Source organism: bacterium (assembly GCA_016786595.1).
Classification (GTDB): domain Bacteria; phylum Bdellovibrionota_C; class UBA2361; order SZUA-149; family JAEUWB01; genus JAEUWB01.
Genome location: JAEUWB010000023.1, coordinates 1 through 23,026 on the forward strand (window position 1 = coordinate 1; position 23,026 = coordinate 23,026).

A 23,026-nucleotide genomic window follows, 5' to 3' on the forward strand; every position below is an offset into this window, starting at 1 on the left:
CAACGCATTCATTCGGACAAGGCTTGACGGTAACCGCCTTACAGCTGGCCCGTGCATATGCTGCTTTAATGAATGGTGGAATGCTCGTCGCTCCGAAATTATTGGTCAAAAAATCAACCCCAGCACTGCGAGTCTTTTCTCCAGAAGCATCAGACGTGGTGCGCGATATTTTATATGGGGTCACTGAATCTGAGCACGGAACTGCTCCTGCGGCGCGAATTCAAGGTGTGCGTGTCAGTGGAAAAACTGGGACTGCGCAAAAAGCTGCCGAAGGGCGGCGTGGTTATGATCCCGAGGCAGTGCTGGCGTCTTTTGTGGGCTTTGTTGATACGCGGGAAATTGGCGCGAAGCGTCGACTTGTGATGGTCGTGGTTGTTGATGAACCAAATGTGCGCCCACGTTGGGGAGGCACTCTTGCCGGCCCAATTTTTAAGCGTTCAATCGAACGAATTTTGAGCAATTTAGTTACGAATGAGCCTAATTTACGGACTCATTCGCCGCGAAAAACGATTTAAATTTAATCGTATTGACCCGAGTAGCAGCCTTAACAAGTGCGTAAATTAAGCTTACTTCGCAAAGTTCAATTTTTGTAGCATTCTAAGCGTATGTCGTTCAGCCTCGAGGAAATTTTACCAAATTCTGTAGCTAGTCAGTTGCCGCTGCAAATCAGAACTAGTCAAGTGACTGGTATCTGCTCTGATTCACGGCAAGTCAATCCAGGCGAATTATTTTTCTCGGTCGCCCAAAATCCAGACCTGGATCGCAGCTTTATTTCTATGGCTTTCGCGCGTGGTGCTAAGTTTTGCGTTGTCGAGGGTAACGCTGCGTTTGCTCAGCAAGAGCTGAATTTAATACAGGTCAAAAATGTTCGCGCAATTTTGGGGCAAACTGCCCATCGATTTAATGCCGAACCATCGCAAGGGATGTTTGCTGTCGGGGTCACAGGAACGAATGGGAAAACTTCTGTAGCCTGGATTCTCGCGCACGCCTTGAAAGTGCTCAATTCGGGCCCCGCGCTTTATCTAGGCACACTGGGCTACGCTAATTTTACAGCACAAAGTTCGGCCTTTAAACTTCAAGAAATCGCCAATACTACGCCCGATGCGATTAGCACTCAGCGCATCCTGAGAGAGAATTTTGAGCGCGGCGCAAAGAGTCTGGTGATGGAAGTATCTTCGCATGGTCTCGATCAATACCGTGCGCATGCAATTCAATGGGATGGTTGTGTTTTTACAAATCTGACTCGTGATCACTTAGATTACCATCAAACCATGGAAGCTTATGGCGCGGCTAAAGCTAAGCTCTTTCTCGAGGAGCTACTTGAGAGTAGTAAAGCCAAGAAATTTGCGGCGCTTAATATAGCCGATAGTTTTGGACAAACTCTGGCTTCGCGAATTTCTAAGAACATCAAGCTTGTAAGTTATGCGCTTGATGGGCAGGCCGATGTGACGCTTGAAACTGCTGAAGAGCGTACTGATGGAACTGAGATTCACGCCAAGTTTGCTGATTCAAGCTTTACGATTAAGTCCATGCTGCTTGGGCACTATAATGTAGAGAACATGCTAGCCGCTGTAGCGCTCTTGCTTGCTGCGGGGTATGAAATCACGCAAATTGTTCGCGCGCTTGCCCTTGTTCCTTGCGTTCCAGGACGTTTGGAATTAATTTCCAGTCAAGCTGAACCGAAAATATTTGTTGATTATGCACATACGCCAGATGCTCTTGAACGCGCTCAGGATGCTTTGCGCAGATTAAAGCCTAAACGCTTGGTGACAGTTTTTGGTTGTGGCGGGAACCGCGACAGAGGCAAAAGGCCGTTAATGACTCAAGCTGTGCTACGTTATGCCGATTACTTTTTTATCACCTCCGACAATCCTCGCGATGAGGACCCAGAGCAGATTATCGCTGATTGCTTAGCTGGGTTGGGGGAGGATGCTAGCGGGCGATTTGAAACAGAAGTATGCCGCGAATTGGCAATAAAGAAAGCGGTTGAATTTTGCACTCCAGGGGATGTGCTCTTGATTGCCGGAAAGGGGCATGAAACTTACCAAGAAATAAGGGGTAAAAAACATCATTTTTCTGATCAAGAGATCTGTCGTAAGCTGTTGCAATTATAAACAATATAAATGCAACATGTCGTTTACTGCCACCCTTCAACAAATTCTACAAATCACAACTGGAAGCTGCCTTGTCGCAAGTGATCTAAGTGAGCAAGTTACGGGAGTTTCAACTGACTCACGTTCTATTGTCACCGGAAATTTATTTATCGCAATTCGCGGCGATACTACTGATGGTCATTTATTTTTAGAAAGTGTTTTTGCCGCGCAAGCAGCGGCAGTGATCGTCTCAAATTTGTGGCCAGGCGATGAAATTACCGCTCTTTTAGAAAAGACAAAATATCGAGGCGCAATTATTGCTGTAGCTGATACAACTGTTGCCTTGGGAGACTTAGCCAAATATTGGCGCTCGCAAATTGATTGCCCAGTTTTTGCGATTACAGGTTCTAACGGTAAGACCACAACAAAAGAAATTCTACGTCAGCTGTTAAGCCAAGTTGTAGGCGCAGGCACATATTCGAAAAAGTCTCTAAATAATCATTGGGGCCTGCCGTTGACGCTCCTCGGAGCGAGCCGCAAGGATAAATTTATTGTGCTTGAGGCTGGGATGAATCATCCCGGGGAGCTGACATATTTAAGTAAGATTGCAGAACCCACCCATCTATTGATGCTCAATGTTGCCCCTGCACATATTGGACATTTCGCTTCGCTAGCGGAGATTGCCCAAGCCAAAGCAGAGTTATTGGCGGGTCTAAGGCAGCCGGGAGTTGTGATTTATCCAAGTGATGACGCGAATTTAATAACAGCGATCAAGGCTCAAGCTGCTAGTCTAAAACTAACTCCTCGTTACGTGACATATTCATCTGAAAGATCTGAGCGGGCTGAAATTGATCAAGTAGACCTAAAGCCAGAGCGTGGTTTTCATGCCAAGAATATAAAATCTAAAAGTTTTTCTGGTTTTGAGTTTGAGATTCTTAGCGATCATGGCGCGGGACTTCCCGCCAGCATTCCGCACTTAGGAAGACACAATGTGAAAAATGCCCTTGCTGCGTTTAGCGCAGCAGTGACGGCTTTTCCTGACTTTAAAGCCGAAGTCTTTGCGCAAGCCTTAAGTCACTCACCTCAGCCTGAATTGCGGCTTGCTGTAAGAGAGTTGCCAGAGGGAATAACGCTGATTGAGGATTGCTATAACGCTAACCCCGGGTCAATGCGCGCTGCCTTAAGCACACTTGAAGATCTTGCGCATGGAAAAAGTGTAGCAGTGGTGCTTGGCGATATGCGTGAGCTTGGAGATGAGTCCAGTAGATTTCATGAAGAAATTGGAAAACTCGCCGGCAGCAGTCAAGTGATTAAGCGGATTGTGGGGATTGGAGTGGAGTCAAAAAATTTAATTCTCGCGGCTCAACTTGTGGGCCATACTGATGCAGTCTGGGCAGATGGCGTGAGGCAAGCAGCAGAATTTGTCTTGAGTAGTCCGCGGCCACAAATTATTCTCATTAAAGGCTCAAGAGGCATGGCACTTGAGCATGTTTGTAAGGAAATTGAAAAGATAATTTATGCTCTACCATCTGCTTAGTTTGCTACGTGAACATTATTCAGTTCTTAACTTGTTTCGTTATCAGACTTTCCGTGCAATCGTCGCATTCCTCTTGGCTTTTTTGATCGTTCTGATTGTGCAGCCGTGGTTTATTCGCTGGGTTAAATTTCGACAATTTGGCCAGCCGATTCGTGACGATGGCCCCGAATCACATAAGGTTAAGCAGGGAACACCAACGATGGGTGGACTAGTAGTTGTTTTATCGATCCTGCTAGTGGCCTTACTATTTTGTGACTTGTCGTCAATTTTAGTGTGGCTAATGATCATCGTCACTGCAGGCTATGGCGTGCTCGGGTTTGTCGATGATTATAAGAAAGTTAGTCAAAACAATTCTTACAAGGGCTTGTCTGCCCGTGGAAAATTATACTGGCAGTTTGGGATTGCCTTTTTTGCATTGCTGATCTTGTTTGTAGCAAACCCACAGTTTTCAACAGTTGTGACAGTACCCTTTACCAAGGATTGGGGAGTTGATTTGGGTTGGTTTTATTTACTCTTTGCTGCCCTAGTGATTGTAGGCACTTCCAATGCAGTAAACTTAACAGATGGTCTCGATGGCCTAATGATTGGACCAGTGATGAGTACTGCCTTTGCGTATGGAATATTTGCATATGCTGCTGGGCGCGAAGATTATGCCGCTTATCTTGGAATTTCGCACGTTGCGGGCTCGGGAGAACTGGCTGTGATTGCTGCGGCAATTATTGCCGCAGGGCTTGCCTTTCTTTGGTATAATAGTTTCCCGGCGAGTGTTTTCATGGGGGACGTTGGAGCGCTAGCGCTTGGGGGAGCACTTGGAACCCTGGCTGTAATCACCAAGCATGAACTGGTGTTGATTCTTGCGGGCGGGATTTTTGTGATCGAGGCGCTGTCGGTAATGATCCAAGTATTTTGGTTTAAAATGACGGGTAAAAGAGTGTTTCGCATGGCGCCGATTCATCATCATTTTGAACTTGGTGGTTTGGTGGAGCCGAAGATTATCGTTCGTTGCTGGATTGTTTCCATTATCCTAGCAATTATTTCGATCGCTTCACTAAAAATTAGATAAGTTTATGGACAACAATACACGTGTCAGGGATATTTTAAGCCGTTCTGCAGGAAAAAGTGTGGCAGTTCTTGGGGCAGGCGTGACGGGACGTGCGGTCATGCGTTTACTCGCACAAGCGGGTTATCAAGTTTATGTGATTGATGAAAAATTGGTGCATAGCGGCAAACGCGAGCAGATTGAGCAGTTTGGTTGTAACTTAAAAGAGCAGTTTAAGGGTGGCACTTCGGACTTAGCCTGGTTACGTGGAGTCGACCCGAGTTTTGCTGTGGTTAGTCCAGGCATTTCTTTAGAAGGACAGTTGGTGACGCTAATTCGTTCAGCACGCATACCAATTTTAACTGAAATTGATATTGCCGTTGCGTTTTTAGGTAGCCCGCTTGTTGCCGTGACAGGCACAAATGGGAAAACGACTTGTGCAAATCTAATCTTTCAAATGTTAAAAAAATCCGAATTACCAGTCCACTTGGTGGGTAATGTCGGCAATCCTTTCGTTGACTTAATTCAAGCGGATGAACTTAAGGGTAAAGGCACGCGCAATCTTGATCCGTTAATGGTGGCAGAAGTATCGAGTTATCAGCTTGAGGGGGCCTTTGACTTTTCGCCGCAAATTTCAGTTTGTTTGAATGTGCAGGATGATCATCTGGAACGTCACGGCACAATTAATGAGTATGCCAAAATTAAAGCTCGAATTTTTGCAAATCAAAAGTCAGATTCGCAAAGTTGGTCCTTAATCTGGAAAGACGATCCTTTTTATAAAATTTACCGACAATATCTGAATGCTCAGGAAATGTTTTTTGGAATTGGCTCTGTTAGCCAGGGCCCCGCGTCACTTGTCAGTGACGATTATCAAAGTTTAACGATTAAAACGAATACGCTTGAGCAAAGCTTTTCACTTAGAGATTTTAAATTAATTGGTAAACACAATTATTTAAATATTGCCGCAAGTAGTGCAGCAGCTTTACTTGCGGGTGCTCGCCCAGAGGCGATTCAAGCTGTAATCAATGAATTTGAAACGCTTCCACATCGCATTGAACCGATTCTCGAAAATGCAGGAATCCTTTATATCAATGATTCCAAGGGAACAAATACTGCCTCAGTCATTGCCGCGCTGGAGGGATTGGGCGCGAAATACCCTCGACGCCCCGTAGTCTTACTGCTTGGCGGAAAAAATAAGCAACAAAGCTGGAAGGAATTGACTGATTTTTTTGGCGGACGTGTACGTCAAGCAATTTTGTTTGGTGGCGATCGTGAGTTGATCGCTAAAATTATTGAAAATTGCACGCCAGATTTTTTTAAACGAGCAGTGCGCGTTGAAGTTGATTTGGAACAGGCCTTGCACGCAGCGCAAAGCATTGCCGAACCTGGTGACATAGTTTTACTTAGCCCTGGATGCGCGAGTTTTGATGCTTACTCAGGCTTTGAAGAGCGTGGGGAACATTTTCGCCGATTGCTGATCGATTGGGCAAAGCAATGAAAGTAAAAGTTCAAGGCATTGATCTCGGAATTCTTTTCCCGGTGATTCTTTTGCTTGCTGTTAGTGTTTTAATGGTTTTTTCTACAACGGCTATGCTGACTTCTAGTTCGGCTCCGGCAGCGCTAGTTAAGAGTGCGAATGTGTATATTCGGTCGCATCTATTTCACATGATTCTTGGTTTAGTTGCTGCCTATCTAGTAATGCTCTTGCCCTTAGATAAAATTGAAAAATATGCACCTTATCTCTTTGCCGGGTTACTCTTGATGTTAGTAATTGTCTTGGTCCCTGGAGTAGGCGTGGTGGCAGGTGGAGCTCGCCGCTGGATCGATTTAAAGGTTCTACGTTTTCAGCCGGGAGAGTTTATGAAATTAGCTATTGTGGTCTTTATTTCTGCTTACATGGCTAAACATCAAGATCGCGTGAATGAGTTGGTACGTGGAATTTTTATTCCGCTTGGATTGACTGCAATTACCGTTTTATTATTGTTATTAGAGCCAGACTTTGGCAGCACATCTGTTATTTTGCTCTTGGTCATCGCCATTTTACTGCTAGGAGGGGTAAGCTTGCTCTACCTCCTAGGCTTAGGGGCAGTGGTAAGTTGTCTACTAGCAACCTTAATTGCTCTTTCACCGTATCGCTTGAAGCGTTTCACTGCTTTCCTCGATCCCTTTCAGGATCCCAGCAAATCAGGATATCAGTTGATCCAGTCACTGATTGCTGTGGGCTCGGGCGGTATCACGGGAGTTGGTCTGGGTGCAAGTGAGCAAAAATTATTTTATCTTCCTGCAGCACACACTGATTTCATCTATGCGGTGATTGCTGAGGAATTAGGGTTTATCGGTGCGCTTGGCGTGCTGCTACTTTATCTGCTGATTTTAATACGCGGTATGCGGGTTTGTCGTCACACGAAGTCATGGCCCTTTGCTTCAATTCTTGCAGGGGGGCTGACGTTACTAATTTGTCTTCCAGCATTTTTAAATATTGCAGTAGTGACAGGACTGCTGCCCACTAAGGGGATGGTGCTGCCGTTAATTAGTTATGGTGGTAGCGCAATGATTATGAATTTATTAGCTGTGGGACTTTTATTAAAGCTTTCGCTATTAATCCATAGTGCGGACAATCACGAGTAATTTATTTAAGTGTCTGGCTTAAACATGAATGAAAATTATCACCTTGTAATTGCAGCCGGTGGGACAGGTGGACACATTTACCCTGGTGTCGCTGTCGCTGAGGAATTTATTGCTCGCTATCCAGCGGGACGGGTGACTTTTATTATTACGGGTAAAAAGTTAGAACAAGAAATTCTCGAACGCGAAAATCTGAAGATGGTGAACTTACAAGCTCGAGCATTTTTAGGTAAGGGACTTGTCGCCAAAATTTTAACAATCCTCAAGGCCCCGTTCTTTTTACTCAGGGCTATCGGATTATTGCGCGAATTGAAGCCAACTTTTATTCTTGGCTGCGGAGGGTACCCCGCTTTTTTCCCTGTATTAGCAGCATGGTGCTTGGGTATTCCACGTGCAATTCAAGAACAAAATGCTGCTCCTGGTGTAGCCAATCGGATTCTTTCACGTTTTGTTCAAATTATTTTTCAAGTCCCGGGTAAACACCCTTTGCTTTACCGAGCAGAGCATCATTTCACAATTGCAAACCCAGTTCGTCGTAAATTTTATCTAGTTGGCGAGCAAAAAAGAGAGCGCGCTAGGCAGGGTCAGCAAAGACTGCGGGTCTTAATCTGTGGAGGTAGTCAAGGTGCGCGCAGCATTAATTCGGCGATTCTTGATAACCTAGATTTTTTTTCTAAGTTTAATATCGATCTTGAGCATCAAACAGGCCGTGAGGACTATCAGCGCGTGGTGCAGGCCTATCTGAATGCAAATTTAAATCCAGCGAGTGTTAAGGAATTTATTACCGATCTTGATCGCGCCTACGCGCAAGCAGATTTACTGATTGCCCGTGCAGGAGCAATGACCGTAGCTGAAAGCGCCGTGGCCTGTTGTCCTGCTATTTTTATTCCCTTGAATATTGCTCAAGGACATCAACTAGAAAATGTGCGCGACTTACTCGAGCGTCAAGCTTGTTTTTGCCTCGAAGACAATGCTCAATTAACTCCACGGCTCGGAGAACTACTCAGGGAAATTTATGCTGCGCCGTCGCAATTGGAACAAGTAAGATTAAGATTACTTGATTTGGCCGAAGACCCTGATGATCGCCCAGCGACTCTAGTTGTCGACATGCTGGTTAACCTGATTTCGGCTGAATAATACAGATATTTCGACTCGCTCTTGTTTGTGATATAAATCAAAACTTGCATCGGCGAAGGTAATTCTGTGTTTCACAAAGCGTTTCATGTTCATTTTGTAGGGATTGGTGGCATCGGCATGTCCGGTATTGCTGAAGTTCTATCAAACTTAGGCTATCAAGTCAGCGGATCAGATTTGACTCGATCTACTGCAGTTGAACACCTTGAAAGTGTCGGGATTAAAATTTTTATTGGTCACGCTGCTGCGAATATTACGAATGGCTCTGATCAGCAAACAACTTCGCCTACTAAAACTGCGAGTGTGATTGTTACATCTTCTGCTGTCTCTGAAGATAATATCGAAGTTGTTACGGCACGTCAGCTAGGAATTCCTGTAATTCCACGTGCGCAAATGTTAGCTGAACTGATGCGCATGAAATACGGCATTGCGGTTGCAGGCTCTCACGGGAAAACTACCACGACGTCACTGATTGCTTGGCTTGTCAGCGGTGCAGCAATGAATCCTACGGTAATTATCGGTGGTAAGGTTCAAACTGCAGCTTCCGGCGCAATTGTCGGAGCAGGCGACTTCTTAATTGCAGAAGCTGATGAAAGCGATGGTAGCTTTAATTTGCTTCGTCCAGCGATTTCGATCGTCACGAATATTGACGCTGAACATTTAGGCTATTACGGATCATTTGCGAAACTCGAAGAAGCTTTTCATCAGTTTATGCAGGCCGTTCCATTTTATGGACTAGTGGTTGCGTGTGGCGATGACCCAGTTGTAAGGCGCATTGCTGCGGCCAGCGGTCGCAGAGTGATTACTTATGGCCTGTCGCCCAATAATCAAATTCATATTTCGGATGTCGAAGAAATTGATAATACAATGAAGTTTCAGGTGCGATCGAATGAGACCTGTCACGGTGAATTCTTGTTGCCATTGCCAGGAATGCATATGGCCAGTAACGCACTGGCTGCAATTGCTGTCGCCATCGAACTGGGCGTGCCCGTTGATACAATCCGCGCACTTTTAAAAACTTTTCCTGGAGTTACACGTCGGAGCGAATGTATCGCGGAAGTGGGTAAAGTGCTCATCCTCGATGATTATGGCCACCATCCAACGGAAATCAGAGCTACGCTAAATGCCTTCCGCAAAGGCATGCTTAAGGCGCGTCAGCAGACTTATAACGAAGCTAAAATTATTACTATTTTTCAACCGCACCGCTACTCGAGGACCAACGAGCTTTTTTCGGAATTTCTCAGTGCCTTTGCTGCCAGTGATATTGTTTTAATCACTGATATATACGCGGCAGGCGAGACACCCCTAAATGACATTAATTCTGAGGCGTTAGCCAAGGCGCTCGATCACAATGCTTGTCAGTTTGTTAGTGATTTGAATTCAGCGGCGCGTGTGGCCACAAATTTAGTTCAACCCGGTGATATCGTTGTGACGATGGGGGCAGGGAATGTGCGATCTGTAGGGTTGGCAATTGCCGAGCATTTAAAGAAAATAAATAATGACCATGAACAAGAAAGTATTCAGTGAGATTGAAGATGTTAAATTTATCACGCAAGTTCCGAGTGAGAGAATTACAACGTTGCGCCTCGGGGCCGCAGTTGATCTTCTCGAGCCACAGAGCCTGCCTGGCCTAATTAAGGCATTAAGTGTCTACGCAAGTGAGAATGTTCCAGTGCGAGTCCTGGGTGCAGGATCTAACGTAGTGCTTCCCGATCAGCCTCTGAAGTTTCCACTGCTGCACCTTGGGAGGGCTTTTGCTATGTCAGTTCCCTGCGAGCAACCTGCCAATGAAATGCCCCAAGCAGACATTGAGCATCTACCAAACAGCGATAAATTCACATTTACTGCTTTTTCTGGTGTTGCTTTAATGTCTCTGAGCCGCAAGCTTTGTGCAGCAGGATATGCGGGCTTGGAGTTTGCTAGCGGCATTCCGGCTTCGATTGGTGGTGCAATACGAATGAATGCCGGTGCGCATAATCGCGCCTTTGGCGATGTGATTGAATCCGTGCTTGTCGCTTCTGCCACAACTGGTTTGAACTGGGTAGCTGCTAAAGATTTAAAGTTTGCTTACCGCTCGTCTGCACTGACTAAGGATCAGGTTGCGGTAGCCTGTCATCTTTCAGTGCAAAAGGGAGAAATTTCTCAAATTCAGGAGAAACGCCGTGAATACCTTAACTATAGATCGCGCACGCAACCACTCACATTGGCTTCAGCCGGGTCAGTCTTTAAAAATCCACCGAACTATTCTGCAGGCGAATTATTAGAGAAAGTTGGACTGAAGGGTTATCAAGAAGGTGGCGTGATGTTTTCTGAAATGCATGCCAACTGGCTTGTTAAAGTTGATGATTCAGCTCAAGCTAGCCATGCCGAAATATTAGTCGAAGTCGCTAAGCGTCGAGTGAAAGATTCCTTTGACGTAACTTTAGAGACCGAGATACAATTCTGGTAGTTTACTAGACTGAATGCCAAAATAATATTACCCGTTGCCGAAAGTTTCTTTGACCGAAAAACTTTAGACAATTGGTAGCGCAGAAAGAATTAATCATGAATAAAATCAAAATCGGCCTAATCTTTGGGGGACGCTCAGCGGAGCATGAGGTCTCGATTACTTCAGCAAAAAATATTCTCGCAGCACTGGATCGCAGTAAATATGCAGTAACTGCGATAGCAATCACTCGCGACGGTCGATTTGTGACCGGAGCAGAAGAGAGTGTCCTGAATTATGCGCTTTTTTCAGCGCGACAAGAGATGCTGCCAAATAGCATGCTCAGCGTCTATCAAGCAGGACTTCAGGCCTTAAAGGTCGAAAATGGTCAAACTGCAATTCAGAAGTTGGAGCATGAGCTTTTAATTTCTCGAACTACGCTTCCTGATGCTGTGCACGAGCAAGTTTCGCAAGCTGGGCTGCTCTCTAAGCTCGATGTAATTTTTCCTGTGCTACATGGAACATTTGGTGAAGACGGTGTAATTCAAGCGCTAATTCGTATGATCGATGTTGCTTGCGTTGGCTGCGGAGTAGCTGCATCAGCTGTCGCCATGGATAAGATTTTAACAAAGCAGTGCTTGGATGCGGCAGGTATTCCGCAAGTAAAGTGGACCTGGACGAATAGTGAAATTCTTGAGAGCGATTATACGCGGATTGAAACTATTATCGCCAGCGATTTTGGCGGTTATCCGGTATTTACCAAGCCCGCCAATACCGGTTCAAGTATTGGCATTATCAAAGTTAAGAGCAGAACTGAATTACTTCCAGCACTTAGGGAAGCGGCTCGTTACGATCGGAGGATCTTAGTCGAACAAGCTTTTAAGGGTAGAGAATTAGAAATTGCAGTGCTCGGAAATCAAAGGATTGTGACTTCGCCGTGTACTTCGGAAATCATTCCTAAGCGAGAATTCTATGACTATATTGCTAAGTATCAGGATGATTCCACGGAAACAGTATGCCCTGCGCCATTAACAGAAGACTGCTTCAAGCGCATTCAAGCCTATGCGATTCAAGCATTTCGCGCGATTGATGGGGCAGGCATGGCGCGAATTGATTTTTTCTTCAATGAAAATACTAACGAAATTGTGCTTAATGAGATTAATACAATTCCCGGATTTACTTCGATTAGTCAGTACCCGAGTTTAATGCTTCAGGGCGGCTACACTTATGCGGGTTTAATCGAAGAATTAATTCAGCTTGCGCTTGAACGACAGGAAAGCTTGAAGCGACTCGAAATCTAATCCAGTGACGCTACAAATGAATGCCAAATTTGCTCTAATTAGAATTTTTGGTCGACTAAGTATACTCTTGCAACTTGTGCTTGGACTAAATCTAGCGTTGGCGGATACTGCTAATCAGATTGAGCGCTTGCCAGAAGAAATTAGCAGTGAGTCTAGACGTAGGCAGGGAGCTTCAGACTCAAGTTTTGAGCAGTACCTTGATGTAGCCGGTGAAAAACTCGAGTACGCTGCCAGCCAGGCTGGGGAGTTAATCTCCAATGTAGCAGACAGGGCAACTGACATTTCTACTAATGCCACGCAGGTTAAAGCGATTGTAGTCAACGGCAATCATTATCTCTCAAGCCAGGAAATTATTAATCTTCTTAATCTGCAACTTCCAATATGGACGTGGGAGTTTAGTTTAGCAGATTTGAAGTCGCGCTTAGAGGCTAATCCCTGGATTGAGCGAGTTCAGATCTTACGCTCACCGGGCTCAGGGACTTTAAAAGTTAATATCTCTGAGGCTGAACCCTGGTTAGTGATCGCCTGTAGAGAAGAATCATGGCTTATTTCTAGAACTGAACGGCCGCTAACGGCACTTTCTGCAATTAATGATCAAGAACTTTTACTCAAAACTGCTGAATTGACTCGCCTTGAGGCAAATCATTACCAAGGAAGTAGACAAGATTTAGAACACCCACTGATCAGTAAAGCATTACGCTCAATCGCTTACATCCTTAATGTCGAGGGACTTGGGGTGCCAATTGAGACTTACGAAATTCAGCAAGATGGCTCAATACTTGCGCGTCCACATTTGATTAACACGCCTGCAATCTATTTTAATGCAGACTCACATCTTGCTGCTGTGCAACTAAAATCTAATCTCTCTAAAATTCTTACTGATCTTAAAACTCGAAATGAACGTGCCCAGTCAGTCGATCTGCGCTTCGATGGACAGGCGATTGTTAAGCCAGCGCTACAGCTCTTAGCGGAAGAGAAAAGCCGCACAAATCAAAACTAATTATGTCAGCAGCGCAGCTAGCTCTAAGCATCAAATTGTTTGGTAATTCTTCGGACTGAGAGAATGGCAGATTCGATAATTTGATTAACATTATTCTTGCCCAGCTCAATTTTAACCGATTCCAAAATATCGTCTGCGAGATTAAGCCTGAGCATACAGGCACTATCTAGTAAGGTAAAACGCAGGTCTAAATCTGGGAAACGCTCTGAGAGAGCATCAGCGACACTGACAAATTGTCTTTCAATAGTATTTTCTGTTTCCCTGGTATTCATAACACAGCCTCCGATCTTTAGAGGCTGTGCCTGAGCTGGGAGATTCCTGATTTTAGAAAGGCCAGGATTTGCTGAGACTTAGCGAGTCGTTCTAACTTTAGGCAACCATTCTTTCAAGACGTTCTAATTCTTCATCTACTTCGTAGGATAATTTTTGCACAACTAAATCCCACTCTAGTGGACTAAGCGGAGGCACTGGATCCGAATCAATTACGGCATCAAGCGCACTTTCTTCTAAAAATAGCTTACGATTGAGTAGCTCATGAGCATCGATTAGCGCTACAGCTGATCCATTATCAAGTAAATCACGAACTTCAGAAGTACGGATGCTTAAAGCTCTTAAGATTCTTTTGAGTTTGCTGATATTTTCCAGTGCACGTCGTGAGACGATATATGTGCGGTGTAGGGCAACTTCCTCTTGGCTACGGATTTTTTGGTATACAGAATCAACCAAAGCTTCAAGTTGCGAAACTCGATGACTGACTTCACTACGTGTAGAATCCGAAGTAGCTAAGCCCAATTTCTCACGGTGAACGAAATATCCGGTTAATCCCGCAAAAAATACAAAAATAATTGCTACTGTGGCAGTGGCGACAATCGGGTGCAAATCTTGTGAAATCAAACTATAGCCATACTTGAAGTATGCAAGTACTGACACAATGCCAACTAGCGCAGCAAGTGCAGCATTGCCGCGTTGACGGCTAAAAATTCGTTTCAAATTATTGTTTTTAACTGACTGAATATAAATCATTCTGTCCATATTCTTCCTATCTGTGTAATCTTTCACAGCTCCTACCTATATATCACTAGCCACGGCTGAATTGCTTCACATAATTCACAAAAAGTTATGCTAATAAGTACGGAATAGTTGCCTCTAGAGGGAAATAAATGCCTGGAATAATTGAGAACCCTGTTCGGATGTGATCGATTCTGGGTGAAATTGTATGCCGATCACGCTCTGGTGGATCTTATGTCTTAAAGCCATAATTGGTCTTAAACTTGGGCCTTGAACAGGGCTAGGGTCAGTAGGCCTGGAAACAGCTAAAACTTCTAATTCTTCAGGTAGAGTGTTTGGGTCAACAAGCAAGGAATTGTATCTCGTCATCAGTAGAGGTGACGGTAATCCCCTAAAAATACTTTTTTGATTGTGCATAATTTCAACAGTTTTGCCATGGAGTGGGTGAGTGTCACGGACGATCCTGCCGCCGCAAACTTGACCAATAATTTGATGTCCCAGGCAGACTCCAAGAATTGGAATGCGTCCAATAAAATATCTTACAACTTCTAGGCAAACACCACTTTCCTTCGGCGTGCAGGGGCCTGGTGAAATCAATAGGCGCTTAGGTGCGAGCTCAATAATTTCAGCTAGCGACAGCTCATCGTTCTTAATAACTTTAATTTCGGACTCGCTCATCCCTAACTCAGCGAATGCGTGCACGAGGTTGAATGTATAAGAATCATAATTATCGATCACTAAAAACATACTACTCACTTGCAAATTTTAAAACCAAATGCATTAACCACAGCTTGTGCTTTCCAAAGACACTCCTCGTACTCACGTTCCGGCACGGAGTCATAGACGATGCCTGCACCTGCACGTATTTGAATTTCATTTTCATAAATTTCAGCCGCTCGAATAATTACAGCTGCTTCAAGATCGCTTGCTGACTGGGCACGGAAGAACATTCCACCCCAAATTCCTCGCGGTTGCTCTTCAAGTTCAGAAATGATTTCCATCGCTCGTAATTTAGGTGTGCCAGTTAAGGTCGCAATTGGTAGGCAAGACAAAATTGCATCGAATAAGTTCTTACTTTGCAGCAATTCACCAGACACTCCTGAAACAAGATGATGAACATTCTGATAACTTTCAACGCTTAAGAGATCGGTAACTTTCACACTGCCAAATTTAGCAACGCGGCCGATGTCGTTACGGACGTGATCGACTAACATCACATGTTCTGCTCGTTCTTTTAAGTGTTCTTTGAGAGTTAGTGCCTGCAGTTGATCGAGCTCGCTTGTGTTGCCACGTGGAATTGTTCCTGCGACAGGGCGCATTTCCAGTTGAAACCCTGCCTGCCCAGAATTTTGTCGCGTAAACCTCAGCATCAGCTCAGGCGATGCGCCAAGTAATTCTAGTTGCTGCATGCGCATGTAAAAATGAAACGGTGAAGGATTGCTTTCACGTAATCGCAAATAGGCCTGGAGTGTATCTGGTCGTCTGGATGAGTTAAACTTTGTACTGAGGATTAAGCTTAAAACTATTTGATAAGCATCTCCTGCAGCAATGTAATCCTTAAGCTTGAGGACTTTTTCAATAAATGCAGGCGCTTTTGGGTCGATCGTAAGAGGGCTTAAGTTATTGCACCTACCTTCTTGCCGATCAATTATTGACTCAGCATGTAAAATGCTTGCCTGCAATTTAGCACTAAGCTTGCCGAGATCTAAATCCGACTGTACTAGTAATCGAATCTCTTGATTTTGCTTGTCGATTACCAGTGCAATAGCTGGCGTTATAACTTCGAACAGTGGCGTTTTCTTATTACTGGAAAAATTGCGAATGCGGTCAAACTGGGCAAGTAAATCATAGGCAATCACGCCAATTGAGCCACAGGGGAAATCGAGATCTGAAAAGTCAGGTAATTGCTCAAAATAACGCTGATACTCTTGCTCTGAGAGCTTGCACTCGGCATCAACCAGAATACGTTTTTCAGTTTCAAGAATGCAATATGTGTAACGCGCGGCTTTGAATGATGAGCTAGTCTCCAGCGCTTCGTTTCGCGCAGCAGAACTCTCCCAAATCGCACAGATCCCAAAATCGAGAGCAATTTCGATTAGCAGTTGATTGAGAGTTGCAGAGTTAAAACTAAATTTTGCTGTTTTGTAATTGCTCACTGCAATAGGATCACTTTTTTTCGCCAAGACTAGACTCAATTGCTTTGGCAATTTCCTCTTCTGTCCGTTCGGTGTAGCGCATTGTAGTGCGTACATCACTATGACCTAAGGCTTGCGCGACTAAACGCACGTCCTTTGAACTATTTAATAGTCCCAAGGCAAAGGTATGTCTTAAGCGGTGTGGATGCAAGCTCCCGAGATTGTCATTGATTTGCTGCTGGGCTTTGTTGCCAAATGCACGAATAATTCGCCAGACTGTCTTGGGTGCAAGTCCAAGGGAACTTGCATCGGCAGGGTGAGCTGCCCGAAAGCTAACAATTAATGGTGCGCGTGTGAGATAGTTTTGATCAACATCGGGTAGATGTTTAACAACTTGCTGCTGGCGTAGCTTGAGATATGTTTCGAGTAGATTACGTAATTTTGTATTGATGTAGACGTTACGGAATTTACGCCCCTTTGTGCGAACATTTTTTAACCAACATAAATCATCACTGACTTGTTGCCGTGTAAGCAGTCGTACTTCATCTGCGCGTAGCCCAGTTTCAAGTAAGAGTTGCAATAAAAGGCAATTACGCAGATTAGTAAAGTCGTCTAGTGTAGTAGGCTCACTGACACTCGATAAAGCAGCTAATTCTTCCGGTTCTAAGCCTTTAGGACGTGTAGCGCGTTGTTGCGGTCCTTTTACCTCGCGGGCTGGGTTAATATAACCTGGAACGCGCTCAGCCAGTGTCCTGCCGAAATGCTTAATTGTTGCTAAGCGTCGAGAAACAGTTGCCGGAGACTCGCCAATGCGAATCCGATCATCAACAAAAGCTTGTGTTCTTTCGTAGGTCCAGTCAGCAATGGTGACAGTCTCAACTTTATTCCGACTGCCAGCTACAAATAAAAGAAAATGCTGTAGATCGTAACGCTTTGCCTTGGCAGTATGTGAGTCGCCTTGAGCGTAATAGCGAAGATAGTTTTCGATCACAGACATCAAGCGTTCAACGTGGATTTGCCCCTGAGTGGATGACCTCAGGCTAGGCACGTCACCCGCTGTAAAAATTGAACTAGAATTACTACTATCGTTTGAGCCCATAATGCAGTCGATGTGCCATGATACTTGCTGACATTATCGGGCATAGCCTAGGATCTGGCAAGCTGCATTAGTTAGTGATGGGGAGCTTGCTCAGTGCTCGCTTGTATAGGAATTGAGCACTTTGAGAGCGTCGTGACAGTTCTTGATAGAGCTCTTCAAATTCACTGCGCTCGGTATCAGGCATTAACTTCGCATCGATTCGGTGTAAAATCGACCCGGGAATTTCAACTCCGGCACTTAATTTTGTAGAGTCGATGAAAATTCTGTCCTTGCCCCAGAATCGGGAGATTTCTACAAGGGCATTTTGAGTAGGTGGGGCAGGTTGGTTCTGATCTTCTGGTCTAGTAAAATATTCGGACAAAATATGCTTCCTACGGAGTAGCACGGCTGCTTGCAACTCATGGAAGTCTTGGCCATAGAGTTTAAAAATTAAGTGCAAATTGGCTCTCAAGTATTGAAATAGTGTCTGTAGATGTGTGCAGTGTTCGACTGTGCATGAGCATAGAAAGTTAGCACCAGTTGGTTTAAAGCCGACCTGACTCTCGCAGATTACGTTAATTAGTTGAATTGATTCGAGTTCGATTTGTGAATTCCTAATTGCATGAGCTATAAATGAGTTTTTGGCAATTGCATCGACTACAAGGTTCCACTGATCCGCAGCTAGTGGGTCAACGGTGATTTTAGTATTAACAACGCCATGCGTTAGATCGCTCAGGTTCATACTAATCAGTCCTGGCTCTGCGAGGACGTCTGTCTTCAGACGAGCGAGATCGATCGCTTGACTTGCTGCGCTCTCGAATAATCTAACTGCGATTGCTTCAGATATCACTCAGGACCTCCTTACTATCAAATTGTTCAACGCTATCAGAGAGCTGTAAGAGGTCGACAAGCTCATCATCACTTAACTCAGTTAAGAAATCAGATGACGTTGAAACAATTGAGGCTGTTAATTTACGCTTCTCTTCAAGTCTGTCGGCAATACTTTCTTCAAGTGTGCCCCGGGAAATTAGTTTGCGGACGTAAACAGTTTTCGATTGTCCAATGCGAAAGGCGCGGTCGGTAGCTTGATCTTCAACTGCCGGATTCCACCATTGGTCAAAGTGTATTACTTGATTGGCTTTAGTTAAATTTAAACCGATTCCGCCCACCTTTAATGAAAGAATTAAGAGTTGAGGTTCAGTGCTTTGCTGAAAATTATCAACAATTTTTTGACGCTCAGTCCTGGAGAGCTCGCCATGTAAAAAGGCAACCTTAATCTTAAAAGTTTCCTCCAAGGTTTGTTTTAAAAGCTTACCCATTGAGACATATTGAGTAAAGATTAGCGCACTGTCGTTTTCCTCGAGAATCGTTTCCAGTAATTCGAGTAGTAGCTCCATTTTCCCGGAACGTGCTCGGAGTGTTTTTTGACTTCCTGTTAAGAGCGCTGGATGATCGCAGACTTGCTTGAGTCGCGTGATCGTTCGCAAAATGATGCCTTTGCGCTCAATGCCTGCTTTACCTTGAAGCTCACTAAGTTCTTGGCGTAAAATACTTTGATACAATGCTGCTTGTTCGGTTGTTAAAGAAGTATAAACTGGGATGAGGATTTTTTCAGGTAAATCCTGGATTACGCGCGGGTCACTCTTTAAGCGACGCAGCAGAAAGGGTTTAATTAAACGAGCTAGTGTTTCAGTTGATTTCTGGTCTTTACTTTTCTCAATTGGGTTAACAAAGCGCGAACTAAATTGACGCTTTGTCCCCAAATATCCCGGATTAAGAAAATCCATAATCGACCAGAGTTCTTCGAGGCGATTTTCTAGTGGAGTTCCTGTGAGGGCGAGGCGGTTTGTGGCCTTGCTAGTCTCGGCAATGCGACGAATCGCCTTTGTCTGCTTGGTTGAAATATTCTTAATATTCTGTGCTTCATCAAGGGCGATAATCGACCAACCAATCTTCGATAACTGATCTTCCTCACGCACAGCCATCGCATATGTTGTTAAAACGATGTCGATTGCATTGATGCGCTTGAGTAGTGTTGCCCCAGTCAGGCGTTGCTGTCCATGATGCACATAGAGTTTTGATTCAGGAGTAAACTTGGCAGCCTCTCTACGCCAGTTTTCAAGAATTGACATCGGGACGACAAGCAGCACAGGTCCCTTACGGTCTTTTTGTGTCATTGCAATCAAGGCCAAGAATTGAATAGTCTTTCCTAAGCCCATGTCATCAGCAAGACAGGCACCAATTTGTAGCTTATAGAGAGAGTAGAGCCAGCCCAGACCTTGCTTCTGGTATTCTCTCAGGCTTCCCACGAAATTACCGGGCTCATCAACAGCGCTGAGCTGCAAATTGCCGTCAATCAACTTTTCTAGCCAGGAACGGGTAGAGAGTCGGATACCGCCCAGTAAGGGGTCGAGCTGTTCATTGCCAAGACTTAACTTTAATAGTTCTAGTAAGTCAGTATTCGGATCTTGAAAGCGTTTTTGTAGCTGTGCTTCTGAATTAAGAAATTGCGATCCAGGCAGTAGAAACCAGCGGTCGTTTACATAGAGCAAACGTTCATTTTCTTTGACTAGTTCGCGAAACTCTTGTGGCGACATTTCAGTTTCACCCAGTGCAATTTTCCAAGAGAAATCAAATAAATCCTTGCTTCTCCCAGTGAGCTTAAGGTTATTTAGCTCTTCTGGCGCTTGGATATTTACAACAATCTCAGGACGTAGCGCGTTTTGTGCCAAGGTTTTGGGGATTTCAATGGCAAAGCCATTGCGTTCTAGTTCGACTAATGCACGGGTTACAAAATCAATTACCTCCGCTTCGCTAAGAGTAATTGCTTGCGGCACAGTACTTACGAGCATTTGCGAGAGCGGACTGAAGATTTGTTGCGCGCTAAGGATTTGTTGGCTGATATATTGATCGAACTCATTCCAATCATTATTGAAAAATGCGGTCAGAATTTCTACAAGTTCACGATTATTCTTTCCGAAATAGCACGGCAGCGCATTGGGGTGCGCGATGCCTGGTTTTAAGCTCCAGAGTTTTTGATTTTTAGCAGGCGCTTCAAGGAAAAAGATCACTCGAATGTCGTCACGGATAACTCCACTGACCGTAGCGCCTAAACCCGCTGGAAGGTAATTTTTAGAGCGGTACTTCGGATCGATGTACTGATGCAAGGTCGTTGTAGTATTTTCCAGCCGCGAGTGCGAAAGATCGCGAATGATGCGATCAAGGATTGAAGAAAAAGCACCGTTAAATATGGAGATTGCGCTATCACTAAAGTGGGTAACGGCTTCAGCGGACTGAGCAAATAAACTGAGCGGTAGATCGTTAAGATCAATTTGACGCAATAAGGCCGTAGTGATTTCAGGGTCAGTCTTCCACTGTGTCGAGTAACCTGTTTTGTATTCAGGTAGAAAGTGTCCCTCACTGATGGTTTGAATCGTAAGCTCGAGTAGAGAAAAGATAAAGTTTGCAGATGGTGCAAGTTTAAATCCAGCAAGTGTAGTTGGCAGTCCTGAATTGATTAACTCTTCTGGGTTAATCACTAAGCCGGTGATTGTGCTGACTGTAAGCTCTGAGTAAAGCTCTAGCGTACCTGTGCCTGGAGTTTTGTGCTGAGGCAACCATAATTTAATACTTTGTATCGTAGCAGATGATTCCTCAGGGTTGACGCTGATGCTATTAAATTGCGAACAGTCGAGATCTCTGGACCAGAAAAAGCACGACCCATCAGTTAAAATTGTTGCTTCAAGCATGAAAATACAGCCCAGCTGAATATTTTAAGTTAAATAAAGAAGAGATCGAACTCTTGTTACCGAAGATTTGATGATGATTTGAACGCAAAATTGTTTTACACTGTAATTAAAAAAAGCGCTGCAATATAACAGAGAATAACAATGCTTGCCAATACTTTTAGACAAAGACGTTCAATTGGCTTTCAAACCGCAGATTTATCGCTTCGGCAATGGCTCGATGTGTCCTGGTTTTATCCACCGGACTTCAAATCTTCTTTCTGGAAACGAATTAATCAAGGCTATCTAATCTACGCTGACACCAGTGTATTAAAGTTCTTTGATACCGAGATTACGCGTGAATTTCTTGAGTCAATCTTCAACTCCTACAAAATTCAGTCTAAATTTAATCCTGGATTATATCGTGGCATCCGGGCAGGATATCTAGTCGATGGTTTACCACAGTGGACGATGAGCTTAAGTGCAAACCAAGCACGTCGTGCCTTGCTAGGCAACCCGCCTGATTTTCTGGCGATTGAGTTAGAGCGCCTTGCTGAGCGAGGATTTGCAACGAATTTCATTGACCAGATTGAAATTACAGCAACAGCAGAGCTTGATTTTGTTGTGCCTAATTTGATTAACGCACTCTATGACTGGCAACATAGAACATCTGTAATTGATGTTGCTTCCAAGCGATCAGATTTAAGAACTGAATTTCTGACTCGATTTTGTTCGGCGCAGCATCAGGCCATGAGTGTGCTTAGCCAGCTCAGTAACTTCGGTCAGACTACCTCGGTGCAGCGACTTGCGCAGGAAGCTAGGCAAGCTTTCGCACGCAAATACCAAGAGGCTTTTGTCTTAGTTGAGCAACGACTAGCTCGTAAAGAACTGCAGCCACGTGCTGTTTACAGTGAGTTGCAGATTCAAGATATTTGGTTCGAACTTCCTGAAGATCAGCCTGATAAGCTCTTTGTGCTTAAGCACGATCTGCATTCAAAGCTATTGCCACTTGGTTATTTTGAGGAGATGATCGCTAGTCTGCTTGTTAGTAGTGAGCAGGCAACTGACAATCGCCAGTTTAGACAATTATTTCAAGAATCTGCTGAGGAATATTTGCAGGCCATCGGTGGTGAAGGCAGTCTCAAGCTGCTACGTTATTTTACCGCATTGAAATATATTGCTGAACTTGGAAATGATCGAGTTCGCACTGGTACGCTATCAGAAAGTGAATTACTAAAGCTTGAAGTTGCGCTCTTTAAAATTATCAAATCGTGCAGAGCGTTGCCCGTTCATGGCCGATTACTACTTATATCGGCGATTGAAGCAAAACAGCGTGAATTTTTAGGCGATCAGCTCTCGCAGTTAACAGGATTTGAAGTGCTAGTAGAAGGCAAGTCTCTGGATTTTGTAAAAAAACTCAGCTTAATCGAGAGAATTACCTACAATGCTAGTCGCAATTTAAGCTCTGCCCTGATAGTTCAAGATTACACTGATAATCGCGCACTTTGCTCATTCACATCAGCTGAAGAGTTTCTTTCAACTTCGATTCGCCAGCTCGTGTCAGACTTGTCACAGCCTACTGATATAATTGCCCTTGAGATTTTACGAGCATTATAGAGAGTAAATATCTTCTTTAGCTTGAGATATAATTTCACTCGGAATATAACAGTTACTTATTGGTAGCTACGAGACAGTGTTCACGTAGCCTTACTACTTCAGTCGTTTGCTCTAAGGAGTATAGTGTATGCTTAAATCTCTTCGTAATCGTCTCTGCGGCCAACGTGGCCAAGGTATGGCCGAATACATCATTATCGTCATTCTTGTTGCGATTATCGTGCTTGTAGCAGTGCGATTATTTGGAAAGAGTATTACGAATCAATTCTCGAATGCTACAAACGAAATCGACGAATTGAAAGGATAGATTAC

The 23,026-nt window shown here is 44.3% G+C and carries 20 protein-coding genes; 13 read left to right on the forward strand and 7 right to left on the reverse strand.

Annotation, left to right across the window (positions count from 1 at the left end; all coding sequences use genetic code 11):
• The 11 genes from JNK13_03995 to JNK13_04045 all read left to right on the forward strand — a co-directional run.
• Positions 1-515 (forward strand): hypothetical protein (locus JNK13_03995; protein MBL7661896.1); only part of this gene is annotated, 515 nt, incomplete at its 5' end.
• A 90-nt stretch (positions 516-605) separates the two neighbouring features.
• Positions 606-2,114, forward strand: a complete 1,509-nt coding sequence (locus JNK13_04000; protein ID MBL7661897.1) for a UDP-N-acetylmuramoyl-L-alanyl-D-glutamate--2,6-diaminopimelate ligase — start codon at positions 606-608, stop codon at positions 2,112-2,114.
• Positions 2,115-2,130: 16 nt separating this feature from the next.
• Positions 2,131-3,630, forward strand: a complete 1,500-nt coding sequence (locus JNK13_04005; protein MBL7661898.1) for a UDP-N-acetylmuramoyl-tripeptide--D-alanyl-D-alanine ligase — start codon at positions 2,131-2,133, stop codon at positions 3,628-3,630.
• Entirely contained in the window at positions 3,611-4,693 is a 1,083-nt protein-coding gene (locus JNK13_04010) for a phospho-N-acetylmuramoyl-pentapeptide-transferase (protein ID MBL7661899.1), read from the forward strand. Before JNK13_04005 ends, JNK13_04010 begins: the two co-directional genes overlap by 20 nt.
• 4 nt (positions 4,694-4,697) lie before the next feature.
• On the forward strand, positions 4,698-6,167 hold the full coding sequence (gene murD / locus JNK13_04015; GenBank protein MBL7661900.1) for a UDP-N-acetylmuramoyl-L-alanine--D-glutamate ligase: 1,470 nt from the start codon (positions 4,698-4,700) through the stop codon (positions 6,165-6,167).
• Positions 6,164-7,297 (forward strand): putative lipid II flippase FtsW, encoded by a 1,134-nt coding sequence (gene ftsW, locus JNK13_04020; GenBank protein MBL7661901.1) that lies wholly within the window; start codon positions 6,164-6,166, stop codon positions 7,295-7,297. Before murD ends, ftsW begins: the two co-directional genes overlap by 4 nt.
• Before the next feature lie 9 nt (positions 7,298-7,306).
• Positions 7,307-8,431, forward strand: a complete 1,125-nt coding sequence (gene murG / locus JNK13_04025; protein MBL7661902.1) for an undecaprenyldiphospho-muramoylpentapeptide beta-N-acetylglucosaminyltransferase — start codon at positions 7,307-7,309, stop codon at positions 8,429-8,431.
• Between the two features lie 117 nt (positions 8,432-8,548).
• The gene (locus JNK13_04030) at positions 8,549-9,955 is read left to right on the forward strand and encodes a UDP-N-acetylmuramate--L-alanine ligase (protein MBL7661903.1); all 1,407 of its coding nucleotides are present in this window, start codon (positions 8,549-8,551) and stop codon (positions 9,953-9,955) included.
• A complete protein-coding gene (murB, locus tag JNK13_04035) occupies positions 9,933-10,877 on the forward strand; it encodes a UDP-N-acetylmuramate dehydrogenase (GenBank protein MBL7661904.1) in 945 nt (314 codons plus the stop codon). The genes JNK13_04030 and murB overlap by 23 nt, the downstream gene beginning before the upstream one ends.
• 92 nt (positions 10,878-10,969) lie before the next feature.
• Positions 10,970-12,154 carry a D-alanine--D-alanine ligase gene (locus JNK13_04040; protein ID MBL7661905.1) on the forward strand — a complete coding sequence of 395 codons (1,185 nt, stop codon included), beginning with the start codon at positions 10,970-10,972 and terminating at the stop codon, positions 12,152-12,154.
• Between the two features lie 16 nt (positions 12,155-12,170).
• Complete coding sequence (locus JNK13_04045; GenBank protein MBL7661906.1) at positions 12,171-13,154, forward strand: FtsQ-type POTRA domain-containing protein; 984 nt, start codon at positions 12,171-12,173, stop codon at positions 13,152-13,154.
• Positions 13,155-13,177: 23 nt separating this feature from the next.
• On the opposite strand, the gene JNK13_04050 is transcribed toward JNK13_04045, so the two are convergent.
• The 7 genes from JNK13_04050 to JNK13_04080 all read right to left on the reverse strand — a co-directional run bounded on the left by JNK13_04050 (position 13,178) and on the right by JNK13_04080 (position 21,124).
• Positions 13,178-13,426, reverse strand: coding sequence for a hypothetical protein (locus tag JNK13_04050; GenBank protein MBL7661907.1), 249 nt, complete (start codon positions 13,424-13,426; stop codon positions 13,178-13,180).
• A gap of 97 nt (positions 13,427-13,523) precedes the next feature.
• Positions 13,524-14,186, reverse strand: a complete 663-nt coding sequence (locus JNK13_04055; GenBank protein MBL7661908.1) for a hypothetical protein — start codon at positions 14,184-14,186, stop codon at positions 13,524-13,526.
• Positions 14,187-14,300: 114 nt separating this feature from the next.
• The gene (locus tag JNK13_04060) at positions 14,301-14,909 is read right to left on the reverse strand and encodes an aminodeoxychorismate/anthranilate synthase component II (GenBank protein ID MBL7661909.1); all 609 of its coding nucleotides are present in this window, start codon (positions 14,907-14,909) and stop codon (positions 14,301-14,303) included.
• A 5-nt stretch (positions 14,910-14,914) separates the two neighbouring features.
• Positions 14,915-16,318: an anthranilate synthase component I family protein gene (locus JNK13_04065; GenBank protein MBL7661910.1), complete on the reverse strand. Its 1,404-nt coding sequence runs from the start codon at positions 16,316-16,318 to the stop codon at positions 14,915-14,917.
• A gap of 10 nt (positions 16,319-16,328) precedes the next feature.
• Entirely contained in the window at positions 16,329-17,396 is a 1,068-nt protein-coding gene (locus JNK13_04070; GenBank protein MBL7661911.1) for a tyrosine-type recombinase/integrase, read from the reverse strand.
• Between the two features lie 67 nt (positions 17,397-17,463).
• Positions 17,464-18,225 (reverse strand): hypothetical protein, encoded by a 762-nt coding sequence (locus tag JNK13_04075; GenBank protein ID MBL7661912.1) that lies wholly within the window; start codon positions 18,223-18,225, stop codon positions 17,464-17,466.
• Positions 18,215-21,124, reverse strand: a complete 2,910-nt coding sequence (locus JNK13_04080) for a DEAD/DEAH box helicase (protein ID MBL7661913.1) — start codon at positions 21,122-21,124, stop codon at positions 18,215-18,217. The genes JNK13_04075 and JNK13_04080 overlap by 11 nt, the downstream gene beginning before the upstream one ends.
• A gap of 141 nt (positions 21,125-21,265) precedes the next feature.
• Between JNK13_04080 and JNK13_04085 the strand changes: the two genes are divergently transcribed.
• Entirely contained in the window at positions 21,266-22,717 is a 1,452-nt protein-coding gene (locus tag JNK13_04085; GenBank protein ID MBL7661914.1) for a hypothetical protein, read from the forward strand.
• Between the two features lie 127 nt (positions 22,718-22,844).
• Positions 22,845-23,021, forward strand: a complete 177-nt coding sequence (locus JNK13_04090; GenBank protein ID MBL7661915.1) for a pilus assembly protein — start codon at positions 22,845-22,847, stop codon at positions 23,019-23,021.
• The last annotated feature ends 5 nt before the right edge of the window (positions 23,022-23,026 follow it).